At 64.5% G+C, this 11,582-nt stretch carries 12 protein-coding genes; 6 read left to right on the top strand and 6 right to left on the bottom strand.

Annotation, left to right across the window (positions count from 1 at the left end):
- Window positions 1-25 precede the first annotated feature (25 nt).
- Window positions 26-721, bottom strand: a complete 696-nt coding sequence (locus tag ACFSM0_RS06360; RefSeq protein ID WP_377388422.1) for a hypothetical protein — start codon at window positions 719-721, stop codon at window positions 26-28.
- Window positions 718-1,632, bottom strand: a complete 915-nt coding sequence (thyX, locus tag ACFSM0_RS06365; protein WP_377388424.1) for an FAD-dependent thymidylate synthase — start codon at window positions 1,630-1,632, stop codon at window positions 718-720. Before thyX ends, ACFSM0_RS06360 begins: the two co-directional genes overlap by 4 nt.
- Window positions 1,633-1,846: 214 nt before the next feature.
- Here thyX and ACFSM0_RS06370 point away from each other — a divergent pair, with 214 nt between their 5' ends.
- Genes ACFSM0_RS06370 through ACFSM0_RS06380 form a run of 3 tightly spaced genes read left to right on the top strand, consistent with a single transcriptional unit; the run spans window position 1,847 to window position 4,538 of the window.
- Window positions 1,847-2,707: a hypothetical protein gene (locus ACFSM0_RS06370; protein ID WP_377388426.1), complete on the top strand. Its 861-nt coding sequence runs from the start codon at window positions 1,847-1,849 to the stop codon at window positions 2,705-2,707.
- A gap of 1 nt (window position 2,708) precedes the next feature.
- Window positions 2,709-4,052, top strand: a complete 1,344-nt coding sequence (locus tag ACFSM0_RS06375) for a hypothetical protein (protein ID WP_377388428.1) — start codon at window positions 2,709-2,711, stop codon at window positions 4,050-4,052.
- A gap of 57 nt (window positions 4,053-4,109) precedes the next feature.
- Entirely contained in the window at window positions 4,110-4,538 is a 429-nt protein-coding gene (locus ACFSM0_RS06380; RefSeq protein ID WP_377388430.1) for a VOC family protein, read from the top strand.
- A gap of 3 nt (window positions 4,539-4,541) precedes the next feature.
- Here ACFSM0_RS06380 and pth read toward each other — a convergent pair whose 3' ends face one another.
- Window positions 4,542-5,249: an aminoacyl-tRNA hydrolase gene (gene pth / locus ACFSM0_RS06385; RefSeq protein WP_377388432.1), complete on the bottom strand. Its 708-nt coding sequence runs from the start codon at window positions 5,247-5,249 to the stop codon at window positions 4,542-4,544.
- A gap of 190 nt (window positions 5,250-5,439) precedes the next feature.
- Window positions 5,440-6,045: a 50S ribosomal protein L25/general stress protein Ctc gene (locus ACFSM0_RS06390; protein WP_377388434.1), complete on the bottom strand. Its 606-nt coding sequence runs from the start codon at window positions 6,043-6,045 to the stop codon at window positions 5,440-5,442.
- Window positions 6,046-6,282: 237 nt separating this feature from the next.
- Here ACFSM0_RS06390 and ACFSM0_RS06395 point away from each other — a divergent pair, with 237 nt between their 5' ends.
- Window positions 6,283-7,635 (top strand): hypothetical protein, encoded by a 1,353-nt coding sequence (locus ACFSM0_RS06395; protein WP_377388436.1) that lies wholly within the window; start codon window positions 6,283-6,285, stop codon window positions 7,633-7,635.
- A gap of 23 nt (window positions 7,636-7,658) precedes the next feature.
- Here the strand turns inward: ACFSM0_RS06395 and ACFSM0_RS06400 are convergent, their stop codons facing one another.
- Window positions 7,659-7,817 (bottom strand): hypothetical protein, encoded by a 159-nt coding sequence (locus ACFSM0_RS06400; protein WP_377388438.1) that lies wholly within the window; start codon window positions 7,815-7,817, stop codon window positions 7,659-7,661.
- Between the two features lie 132 nt (window positions 7,818-7,949).
- On the opposite strand from ACFSM0_RS06400, the gene ACFSM0_RS06405 reads away from it, so the two are divergent.
- Window positions 7,950-9,521, top strand: a complete 1,572-nt coding sequence (locus ACFSM0_RS06405; protein WP_377388440.1) for a helix-turn-helix domain-containing protein — start codon at window positions 7,950-7,952, stop codon at window positions 9,519-9,521.
- A 3-nt stretch (window positions 9,522-9,524) separates the two neighbouring features.
- On the opposite strand, the gene ychF is transcribed toward ACFSM0_RS06405, so the two are convergent.
- Window positions 9,525-10,622, bottom strand: coding sequence for a redox-regulated ATPase YchF (gene ychF / locus ACFSM0_RS06410; protein ID WP_377388442.1), 1,098 nt, complete (start codon window positions 10,620-10,622; stop codon window positions 9,525-9,527).
- Between the two features lie 137 nt (window positions 10,623-10,759).
- Here ychF and trpA point away from each other — a divergent pair, with 137 nt between their 5' ends.
- Entirely contained in the window at window positions 10,760-11,551 is a 792-nt protein-coding gene (trpA, locus tag ACFSM0_RS06415) for a tryptophan synthase subunit alpha (RefSeq protein WP_377388444.1), read from the top strand.
- Window positions 11,552-11,582: the final 31 nt, after the last annotated feature.

Here is an 11,582-nt window from a genome sequence, read left to right on the forward strand (position 1 = left end):
CCAAGGGCAGCGGGGACGAAAAAATCTAAAGATTTCTATTTTTTGACAGGCCAAGCCAATCAATCCACACAATAAATTCCTTCCCTAAAGGCGTCAGCTTAACGCTGTCAGGCAGGACTTCAATTAATTTAAAATCTTCCAAATACTTTACATACTGCTCAAAGCGCCACGCACGCAACGGAGCCAATTTCTCTTGCAGATCGGCAAATTTCCTCCGCGCGACTGAAATATCTAGAGAGCCACGATTCTGGTTGAGAAACTCAAGGGCCTCGATTTGACTCCCAAAAATATCCGCATAAGCGAACGCAAAATGACGCTGAATCCGCTCAATCGCCAAGGCGTCAATAATTCTATCCCTCACAACGTTATCCGGGATACTTTCGAACTCTTCCTTTACCTTCTCACGAATCATCTTTTGCGCCTCAGTCAAGCCCCCTGAATCGCAATTTAAAATAGAGGGCGGAGCTTCACTTCCACTTACCGGCTTGTCCATAATATCGTTTTTTAGAGGCCTAAGATGGTCTTGCTCCGGAGGCGAGAACACGGCAGAGCTTTCGCCATGTGAAACACTCCGAAGATTTTCCAACAATTTTGCCAAAGGTTCTCGAAAGAGCCGGGCACCAAAATAAGTCGCAAAGGGCCAAGCAACCCACTGCAGTGAATCTGCAAAAACTTGCAAATACGGAAGCGTCGTCTCGATTGGAAAGCCGAAGCCGTTCACCCCCACTCCTCCACAAACTCGCGCCATTCGCCTTTCGACAGGCCGGAGGTTTCCTGTGTCACCGCTTCGCCCGCAAGGCGCCGCTTCAGCACCTCTTTCGCCTTGGAGGACACGCTCACCGCGCCGAGGCGATAATCCTCGAACGCCTCATAGGCCTGCGGCACCCAATCCTTCACGATCTCGCACAGCACCTGCGCATAGACCCGGATCTCGTATTGCGCATGCACATCGGCCCGCAGGCGCAGGAAGTGGAACAGGTTGTGCAGGTCGATCTTCCAATACCATTGCGTGTAGATGTTCGCAGGCAGGTTCATCCGCGCCAGTTCGCGCGCAAGGCCAAGCTTGCCGGTGTCTGCGTCGGGCGTCAGCATGTCTTCGTAATGGTCATAGGCGCGCATCGCATCCTCGCGCAGCAAATCGAGCACGCGCGCCGCCTCCGCCCCCTCAAGAAGCTGGCCGCGGCCCTGATTGTTCACCACCGATTGCGCGGCAAGCTGGTCGGGCGCGGGGATGTAGAACTCGCGGTCCAAGATCGAATAGCGTGCGGAATATTCGTTCACATTGGCGGTGCGGTGGCGGATCCATTGCCGCGCCACGAACACCGGCAGCTTCACATGCACCTTGATCTCGCACATCTCGAAGGGCGTCGAATGCCAGTGCCGCATCAGATAGCGGATCAGCCCGCGGTCATCCGACACCGCCTTGGTGCCGCGCCCGTAGCTGACCCGCGCCGCCTGACAGATCGCGGCATCGTCGCCCATATAGTCGATCACGCGGATCAGCCCGTGGTCGAGCACGTCATGCGCGGTGTAGAGCCGCGCCTCCATGCCGGGGGAGGTGGCGCGCAGCGTGGGCGTGGCAGCTTCGCGTTGCGCGGCGATCTCGGCGCGTTGTTCGGGGGTGAGCGACATGGGGGCCTCCAGAGACAGAATCGGGCAGACTATATCTGGCCGGGCCGTCTCACGGAACCGCGAGATCGTGTGGCGCCGCCCGAAGGCGCGGGAAGGGGTGTCGCGCCCGGGGCACGGCTCCCGCCGGAAGGTCCAGAAAATTTGAACGAAATTGACTTTTCAGGCCCATTTCGGCAGGTTGGGAGCAAATCGAGCGATAAACGAAAGATATAAAATGATCAGACAGGCTTTGCCCTTCGTGGCTTTGCTGGGGTTGGCAGCCTGTGACGGTGCGGCGATCACCGGACCGGCAGGCGGCGACGACAGCTCGAACACGCCTTCGGGCGGCGTGTGTGACGGCACCACCATCGTCTGCATGGACGAGGCCAATTCCTTCACCTACGACGCCACCAAGGATGAGATCCACATCAACAACCTGCCCTTCGACCTCGACGGCACCTATCAGAAGGTGGACGGGCTGACGGTTGACGGCCAGCAGGTCTATCGCAACGCCGACGGGGCGCGGAATTACTACGCGCTCTATGTGCAGGGCTCCAACCCGCTCACCGCCGCGAGCGTTGCCGCGACCGACAGCTATATCGACTACGGCTATTCCGGCACGATGTTCCGCGGCACCGGCGATATCGACCTGCCCACCGATGCCCAGGCCACCTATGAAGGCACCTATCAGGGCATCCGCATCTACGAGACCGGCGGCGCGCATGGCTTCTCGAGCGGCACCGTGAAGATGGTCGTCGACTTCGAAGATTTCGACAATACCGGGCTGATCTCGACCTCGATCGGCAACCGTGTGGCCTATGATGCCAGCGGTGCCGCGATCGGGACGCTGCCGGGCCTTGTGGTCGGCGACACCCAGCACAGCGACGGGGTGATTCAGGCCACCCCGATCAGTGAAGGCTATGGCGACACGGCCACCGGCGCCAGCGGCACGCTGGCGGGGATTTTTGGCGGCGAGAATGGCGATCAGGTTGCCGGGGTGCTTGTGCTCGAAGGGCCTGATGCGCTCGATGCCGATGTGCGGGTGCGCGAGACCGGCGCTTTCGTGATCGACCAGGTCTCGTTGATCCGGCCCTGAGATGCCCGGCAGGCTGCGCCTTTGCTCGGCGGCTCTCGCGGGCCTGCTTGCGCTCGCGGCCCCGCCCCTGTCCGCGCAAGAGGGGCTGAGCCCGGCACAGGCGCGCGCGCTGGCGCTGGCCGCGCATCGCGCCAAGGATGGGCCGCTCGCGAGCGGATTGGCCCGCGCGCTCTTGCAGCGCGACCCGGAGGATGCCGTGGCGCGGATGATCCTTGCCGCGGCGGAATACGCCTCGGGCGATTTTGCCGCCGCGGGCGCCGATGCCCGGCGCGCCTATCGCGATGCGCCCCGCGGCCCCGCGCGCCATGATGCGGCGATGATCGCCGCCGAAAGCGCGTTCAAGCGCGAACAGATCGGCGCCGCGCGGGGCTGGCTGCGCCGCGCCGCCTATTTTGCCCCCGATGCGGCGCATCAGCGCCTCGCCCTGCGCGCGCTGCACGGGCTCGAACCGATGCAGAAGCTGCGCTGGTCGCTCTCTTTCTCGGTGCGGCCCGTCTCCAACATCAATGGCGGCACGCTGACCGAAAGCATCAGCTTTGGCCCCTACACCCTGCCGATGCCCGCCGAATTGCAGGCCCTTTCGGGGCTGCAAACGCGGCTTGGCGCCGATCTGAGTTACCGCTTTGCGGAAACGGCCCGCAGCCAATGGACCCTTGCCGCCGGGCTCGACGGCACGGTGAACCGCCTTTCAGGCAGTGCGAAAGAGCATGCGCCCGGCGTGAACGGGTCGGATTACGACTTCTGGACCCTCAACACCGCGCTGATTTACCGGGGCCTGCCCGAAGGCTGGCGCGCGCCGTGGGAGGGCTGGGTGAGCGCGCGCCACGACACTTATGGCGGGGCGGCGCTCACCAACCGGCTCGGGCTCGGCCTCGCCAAGGATTTTCGCCTTGCCCCGCGCGATGCCCTGCGCGCCGAGGTTGGCGTGGAGCGGCAGCACCGGCTTGATGCGCCCGAACGCTCGGGCACGGCACAAAGCCTCGGGCTCAGCTATGCCCATGCCGGCGCGCCGGGGCGGTTGCGGCTTTCGGGGCAGGCAATCCAGATGCTCTCGTCGGCCGAGGCAAGCGCCTATACCGGCGGGCGGATCGGGCTTGGCTATGACCTTGCGCGCCCGCTTTTTGGCGCGGCGTTCCGCTTCGATCTCGGGCTTGAGACGCGCGATTACGACTCCGGCCGGGAAGATCGCAAGCTCGATCTTGGTGTCTCGGCGGTGCTGCCGCGCGTGCAATATATGGGCTTTGCCCCCGAGATCGGCGCCAGCTTCAGCCGCAACCGCTCCAACCACCTGCTTTATGACAGCCGCGAATTCGGCCTCACGCTCGGGGTAAAATCGGTGTTCTGAGCTTGCCGCCGGGGCGCATGGGACTACACTCGCGCCACCGACATAAGGAGAAAACCGATGCAGATCCGTTACCTGCACACGATGTTGCGGGTGCTCGACCTGGAGCGCTCGATCGCATTCTTTGCCCTTTTGGGCCTGCGCGAGACGCGCCGCATCGAGAGCGAGGCGGGCCGGTTCACGCTCGTCTTCATGGCGCCCGAAGGCCAGGAGGAATGCCCGGTCGAGTTGACTTACAATTGGGATGGCGACACGGGCCTGCCGTCCGACAGCCGCCATTTCGGCCATCTCGCCTATGAGGTCGAAGACATTTACGCGACCTGCGCGCATCTGCAGGCCAATGGCGTCACGATCAACCGCCCGCCGCGCGATGGCCGCATGGCCTTTGTGCGCAGCCCCGACAATGCCTCGATCGAGCTTTTGCAACAGGGCGCGCCGCGCGCGCCGGCCGAGCCCTGGCTCTCGATGCCCAATACCGGGCATTGGTAAGGCTCAGCGCCTGAACCGGTCGGCGAGCTTTTCAAGCGCCGACCGGGTCTCCTCGGCCGGAAGGTCGGGCTTCGGCGCGGGCCCCTCTTTCGGCTCTGGTTTTGCCCGCCCCGCATCGGGGCGCGTGCCGGTGGAGGCGCGCGGCGGCGCCATCCTCAGCGCCACGGCATTGAGGAATTTTGCGCCCTCCCCCGCCGCGAGCGCCGGAGCGCCGTCCGAGATCCCGCGCATCAGATCATCGAGCCAGTCCGCCTCCGCCTTGGCGAAATCGGAGAGCACATAGCCCGCCACCCGGGCCTTGTCGCCCGGATGGCCAATGCCAAGTCGCACCCGCGCATAGGCCTCGCCCATATGCTGATGGATCGAGCGCAGCCCGTTGTGGCCCGCATGCCCGCCGCCGGTCTTGAGCCGGCATTTGCCCGGCGCGAGATCAAGCTCGTCGTGAAAGACGGTGATCGCCTCGACCGGCACCTTGTAGAAATCCGCCGCCGCGCGCACCGACTGGCCCGACAGGTTCATGAAGGTCTCTGGCTTGAGCAGCAGCACCCGCGCCGCGCCGAACCGGCCCTCGCTCACCTGCCCCTGAAACGCCTTTTTCCAGGGTGCAAAGCCGTGGTCTGCGGCGATCCGGTCCACCGCCATGAAGCCGATATTGTGCCGGTTTGCGGCATATTTCGCACCGGGATTGCCAAGGCCGACCCAAAGCTGCATCGCGTCTCTCCTTTGGCCGTGGTTTTAGCGATGCGGGGCGCAGGGGGCCAGCCCCCTCTTCGGCTGCGCCGAATTCACCCCCGGGATATTTGCCCAAAGTCGAAGGCAAAAGGGCCCTGGGCGGGGGCGCTGCAAACGAAAACGCCGGACCTCAGGCCCGGCGTTTTGCAACATGTCTCCGAGGCCCCGATCAGGCTTCGGCTTCTTCGTTGTCCGAAGACACGAGGCCCGAGGGCGCCGTGATATTGGCCACGACGAAGTTGCGGTCGATCGTCGGCTTGCAGCCTTCCGGCAGCGGGATGTCATTGATGTGGATGACTTCGCCGATCTGACGGCCGCCCAGGTCCACGGTGATGTGATCCGGGATATCGCCGGCCATCACTTCAAGCTCCACCTCGGGGCGCACGATCGTCAGCGTGCCGCCACGCTTCAGGCCGGGGCTCGCTTCGGCATTGTCAAAGTTCACGTGGATGAACAGGTTGATGCGCGAGGCGCGGTGGGTGCGCATGAAGTCGATGTGGGTCGGCAGATCCTTCACCACGTCTTTTTGCACGCCGCGGCAGATCACGCGCACATCTTCCTGCCCGTCGATGTGCAGGTTGAACAGCGTCGACAGGAAGCGGCCCTTGCGCAGGCGGGTGAGCAGCTTGTTGTAGTCAAGATTGATCGCGAGCGGTTCCTTGCCATCGCCATAAACGATGCCGGGCACCTTGCCCTCACGACGTGCTGCGCGAGCGGCCCCCTTGCCCGTCCCCGTGCGCACCTCGGCTTCGAGAGTTTCGATCTCTTTGGCCATTTGGTATCTCCAATATGAAAAGGGGCCCCCTCCAAGGGTGTGGGCCCGTGAGGGCTTGCCCATAACGCCACAACCCCGTTTTGGCAAGGCAAAACAGGCCGCGCAGGCGGCGCGGGGCTGCGCCGAAATCACCCATGGATCGGCGGTATCAAGGGCGCGCGCCTTGCGCTAGTCTCGCCGCGCGTGGGCGAGCGCGAAGCCGCTGACGGAAATGGACAATCGAGACGGGAGCGGGCCGTGGCATCTGGGGCGGAAGAGGCGCTGAAGGCGGAGTTGATGGCGGTCGGGGCCGAGGCCGGGGGCGCGGCGGCGCTTGTTGCGGCACTCGCCGCAGATCTGGCCTCCGGGCGATTCTCTGCGCCCGACCTCGCGGCCAATGCGCTGCGCGGCGCGCTGGCAGCCGCCGCCGAAACCAAGGCCGAAGGCGGCGCGGTGCTGGCCGAGGTGGCCGCGCTCAACGATCAGGGCGCGCGCGACGAGGCCGCAGCGCGGCTTGCCGCGGCGGGCGAGACGCTCAGCGCAGCCGCGTTCCGGCAAGACCGGATCTGCAACGCCCCCGAGCGCGCTGCCGCGCGCCATCTCGACGCGCTCAAGGAGGCCGCGCCGGCGGGCGGCGTGATCCGCGCCGCGGTGGAGCGGCTTTATGCCGAGCTTGAGGCGGGCGAGGCCGAAAATGACCCCTGGCGGCTGCTCGTCGCGCTGGAGATCGCGAAAGCGCTGATGAAACGCGCCAAGGGCCGCGATCTTGGTCAGGCGCAAACGAGCCTTGCCAATTGCCATCAGGTGATCGGCCAGTTCCGCCCCGGTCGCAAGCATCTCGACCTCGCCGCCGATCTCTTTGCCGCCGCCGCCAAGGCCGCCTCCCGCACCAAACAGCCCGAGAACTGGGCCTATGCGCAGCACAATCTGGGCGGCATTCAGGAATTGATCGGCCTGCGCCACCAGGATGGTGCGATGCTGAAAAAGGCCGCAAAAGCCTATGGCAACGTGCTTGAAGTGTTCAACGCGCAGGGCAACCCCGTTGAATGGGCCAGTGCCACGAGCGCGCTTGCCACTGTGAAGGCTGCCCTGGGCCGCATGGCGCAAGACCATGTCCAGATCGCGGAAGCGGTCGCGATGTTCGACGATGTGTTTGACGCCCTCAAGGGCGAAGATTGCGCGCAAGATCGCGCCAGCGCCCGCGCCAACCTTGCGATGGCCAACCGCCATTTGGGCGAGGTGACCGAAGACGCCGCCCTTTTGCGCACGGTGCTCGAAGATTTGGCCGCGGCGCTGGAAGACACCCCCGCCCCCGGCCCCCGCGCGCGTCTGCTGCAGGCCCGCGCGCTCACGCATCTGGCGCTCAAGGATCTCGGCGCCGCACAGGCGGATTTTGAGGCCGCCCTCGCCTTGGGCAGCCGGGACTTTGCCGATTACCGCGCAGGCGCAAACCATATCGGCCTCGCCCGCATCGCGCTTGCGCGCGGAGATCTGGCCGGGGCGGAGGCCGCGCTCACCACGGCGGAGGCCGCCTTCGCGGCAGAGCCCGCGAGCGCCGCACGGAGGGACTGCGACGCCCTGCGGGAGGCGATGGCCGCACAGAAAGGGTGAGGCGGCAAAACCGCCTCCCCGCATCAATCGCTGGCCAACAGCACGAAAAGCATCGCGCTCACCAGCCCCACCCAAAGGGCAGGCGCCCCCAGCGCGCCTGCAAGGGCGAGCGCCGCGAAGAGAACGTTGCTTCCCCGCGCGGATTTGGCCCATGCAAGGGTAGTTTGGAAAAGCCGGAACATCGGATAGCATCCTTATGTTGCGGCGGGCCCGCCTTGGTTCAAGACGTTGTCATGACAGGGATAATATGCCCCCGCGGGCCGGTTTCCTCGATTGCACGGGGTTGCACGCAGGTTGCGAAGGGTTGGGAAAAGTTGCCTAAAGTTGCACAGGATGTGCGGGTCGAGTTTGGCAGGGCGGTGAAACGTGCGCGCAGCTTGAAAGGCTGGACGCTCGACCGATTGGCAAACGAGATCACCCCAAGTCCCGGCAAATCCTTCCTGTCAAACGTCGAAAAGGGCCACCGCTCGATCAGCCCCGTCACTGTGGGCAAGCTGATTGCCGCACTGAAACTGGACGAGGTCTGGATTGACCGTTTCTTGCTCGAAGATGTCAGCCCCGAGGACGAGATCACCCCGCAGGACCGGGCAACCGAGACCCTGCTTGCGCAGGTCGCGGCCGATGCGACCGCGCCGCCCACCGCCGAAGCCTTGCTGATCGGGCTTGCCGCCGATGTGTCCGCAAAGCACTTCTCCGATCCGCTTGCGGCCTACCACGAATTGAAGTCATTTCTGGACGAGGCGGCCAGTCTCAAGGCCATGGGGCAGTTGCCATCGAACACCAGCGATCAATTGCAGATGATCTTGCAACGGGTCAGCGCGTTGAACGACGAGGATCAGCGCGAGGAAGCGGCAGAGGTTCTGGAACAGGCGATCTTGCGCAATCAGGCCGAGGCAGAGGCGCTCTATCACGCCGCGTTGCAGCAGGACCGGGTCCGTAACAAGCCAGAAGCGGCGGCGCAAAGGGTGCTGGCACGGCTGCGGCTGGAGGGGCCGGAAGATTTGTTTGAGGCGTTGGGGGAGACGTTCAAAGAATGGTATGAACGCGGGCGCGACAAGGGGCTGAGCTTCGATCTGGAGGTGGCGATCCGGCTGGCCCGCGATGGCCTTGCCCTTGCCCGCACCGCCACTCAGCGCGGCGCAGCGCAGAACGATCTGGGCATGGCCTTAGCGGTTCTGGGCAGTCGCGAGACCGGCAACGAGCGGTTGACCGAGGCAGTGGCGGCTTATCGCCTTGCGCTGCAGGATGCTCCGCGAAAGGCTGAGCCGTTGAACTGGGCGATGACGCAGAACAATCTGGGCAATGCGCTCGCCGAGCTCGGCGTGCGCGAAACGGGCACCGAACGACTGATCGAGGCGGTGGCGGCCTATCGCCTTGCGCTGCAGGAATGGCGGCGCGAGATTGTGCCGCAGAACTGGGCGATGACGCAGAACAATCTGGGCACTGCATTGACAGTGCTCGGCCAGCGCGAAACGGGGACCGAACGGTTGACCGAGGCGGTGACGGCCTATCGCCTTGCGCTGCAGGAGTGGCGGCGCGAGGTTGTGCCGCTGGACTGGGCGATGACGCTGACCAATATGGGCGCTACGCTGAGCGAGCTTGCCAAACGGGAACAAGACCCGACCCGCTTTGCCGAGGCCCTTGCCGCCTATGACTTGGCGCTGCAGGAACTGCGACGGGAGGTGGTGCCGTTCAGTTGGGCGCAGACATTCGAGAACATCGCCCTGACCGAGCTCAAACTGTTCGCCCTTACCGCCGATCCCGCCCTGCCACAGCAGGCGCTGGAGCGGCTTTTGGCGGCGCGTGAGGTTTATGCCGAAGCCTCGCCCTACCACCTCGCCAAATGCGACGCGGCCATCGCCGATGCCCGCGCGCTTCTCGCCTGAGCCTTAGGCGTTGAACAGGAAGTGCAGCACGTCGCCGTCTTGCACCTCATAGGTCTTGCCCTCGACCCGGAACTTGCCCGCCTCTTTCGCGCCGCTCTCGCCGCGGTATTTGACGTAATCCTCATAGGCCACCGTCTCGGCGCGGATGAAGCCACGCTCGAAATCGCCGTGGATCACGCCCGCGGCAGCAGGGGCAAGGGTGCCTTTGCGGATCGTCCAGGCGCGGGCCTCTTTCGGGCCGACGGTGAAATAGGTCTGCAGGCCCAAAAGGTCATGCCCGGCGCGGATGAGCCGATCGAGCCCCGCCTCGTGCAGGCCCAACTCTTCAAGGAACATCGCCGCTTCCTCGGCCTCAAGCTGGGAAATCTCCTCCTCGATCTTGGCCGAAATCACCACGCTCGCCGCACCGCTCTCGCGCGCCATCGCCGCCACGCGCTCGGATTGCGCATTGCCTTTGGCGGCGTTTTCTTCCTCGACGTTGCAAACGTAAAGCACGGGCTTGGCGGTGAGCAGTTGCAGCATGCCCCAGGCCTTGCGGTCGTCATCGGCCACCTTCACCGTGCGCGCCGGGCGCCCGGCCTCAAGCGCCTCTTTCGCGGCGAGCATCAGCCGCGCATCTTCCTTGGCCTGCTTGTCGCCCGCATTGATCTTGCGCGCGATGTTCGCAAGCCGCTTTTCGAGGCTTTCAAGGTCCGCGATCATCAGCTCGGTCTCGATCGTCTCGGCATCGGCGAGCGGATCGACCCGGCCCTCCACATGCGTCACATCGCCGTCTTCGAAACAGCGCAGCACATGGGCGATGGCATCGGTCTCGCGGATATTGGCCAGAAACTGGTTGCCCAGACCCTCGCCCTTGGAGGCGCCTTTCACAAGGCCCGCAATATCGACAAAGGTCATCCGCGTCGGGATGATCTGCTTGGAGCCCGCGATCTCGGCGAGCGTGTCAAGGCGCGGGTCGGGCACCGCCACCTCGCCCACATTGGGCTCGATGGTGCAAAAGGGGAAGTTCGCCGCCTGCGCCGCGGCGGTTTTCGTCAATGCGTTGAACAGCGTCGACTTGCCCACGTTCGGCAAGCCCACGATCCCCATGCGAAAGCCCATGACACTCTCCTGTTGCTTGCCCTGATTGCTTGCGGCCTCATACGCGGGGGCGCGCGGCAACGCAAGCGCGGCCCTTTCGCCATTGATTTTCCCGCACGCTTCGCTCAAACCGCGAGGAGCATTTCCGGGGGAAGACCATGACTCGTATCGACGCCAAATTCGCCGCGCTGAAGGCCGAGGGCAAGAAAGCCTTTGTCGCCTATATCATGGCAGGCGACCCGGACCGTGAGACCTCGATGGAGATCTTGCGCGGCATGCCCGCGGCGGGGGTTGATGTGATCGAGCTGGGCCTTCCCTTCACCGATCCGATGGCGGATGGCCCGACGATCCAGCTTGCCGGCCAACGCGCGCTTGATGGCGGGCAAACCCTGCAAAAGACCCTCGACATGGTGGCGGAGTTCCGCAAGAGCGATGACACCACGCCGATCGTGATGATGGGCTATTACAACCCGATCTATAACCGCGGCGTGCCGAAATTCCTCGCCGATGCGAAGGCGGCCGGGATCGACGGGCTGATCGTCGTCGACCTGCCGCCCGAGGAAGACGAGGAACTGTGCCTGCCCGCGGCGGAGGTGGGGATCAACTTCATCCGCCTCGCCACACCCACGACCGATGAAAAGCGCCTGCCCAAAGTGCTGCAGAATACCTCGGGCTTTGTCTATTATGTCTCGGTGACCGGCATCACCGGAAGCCAGGCGGCGCAGGTGGCCGATGTCGCGCCGGAAGTGGCGCGGATCAAGGCGGCAACCGATCTGCCGTTGATCGTCGGCTTTGGCATCTCCACGCCCGAGGCCGCGCGCACCATCGCCGCAGTGGCCGACGGCTGCGTGATCGGCTCGGCGATCGTGAAGGAAATCGGCGCGGGCAAGAGCCCGGCAGAGGTGCTCGAAACCGTCGCCGCACTGGCGGCGGGCGCGCATTCGGCCTGAGCGCGCAAGGGGGCGCTGCCCCCCTCTTGGC

This window comes from Rhodobacter lacus, from assembly GCF_042683065.1.
Taxonomy (GTDB): domain Bacteria; phylum Pseudomonadota; class Alphaproteobacteria; order Rhodobacterales; family Rhodobacteraceae; genus Rhodobacter; species Rhodobacter lacus.

Excerpts from the sequence above, each read along its gene's own strand:
- thyX (WP_377388424.1), bottom strand. The coding sequence starts at position 1,632 with ATGTCGCTCACCCCCGAACAACGCGCCGAGATCGCCGCGCAACGCGAA.
- ACFSM0_RS06370 (WP_377388426.1), top strand. The coding sequence starts at position 1,847 with ATGATCAGACAGGCTTTGCCCTTCGTGGCTTTGCTGGGGTTGGCAGCC.
- ACFSM0_RS06375 (WP_377388428.1), top strand. The coding sequence starts at position 2,709 with ATGCCCGGCAGGCTGCGCCTTTGCTCGGCGGCTCTCGCGGGCCTGCTT.
- ACFSM0_RS06380 (WP_377388430.1), top strand. The coding sequence starts at position 4,110 with ATGCAGATCCGTTACCTGCACACGATGTTGCGGGTGCTCGACCTGGAG.
- pth (WP_377388432.1), bottom strand. The coding sequence starts at position 5,249 with ATGCAGCTTTGGGTCGGCCTTGGCAATCCCGGTGCGAAATATGCCGCA.
- ACFSM0_RS06390 (WP_377388434.1), bottom strand. The coding sequence starts at position 6,045 with ATGGCCAAAGAGATCGAAACTCTCGAAGCCGAGGTGCGCACGGGGACG.
- ACFSM0_RS06400 (WP_377388438.1), bottom strand. The coding sequence starts at position 7,817 with ATGTTCCGGCTTTTCCAAACTACCCTTGCATGGGCCAAATCCGCGCGG.
- ychF (WP_377388442.1), bottom strand. The coding sequence starts at position 10,622 with ATGGGCTTTCGCATGGGGATCGTGGGCTTGCCGAACGTGGGCAAGTCG.
- trpA (WP_377388444.1), top strand. The coding sequence starts at position 10,760 with ATGACTCGTATCGACGCCAAATTCGCCGCGCTGAAGGCCGAGGGCAAG.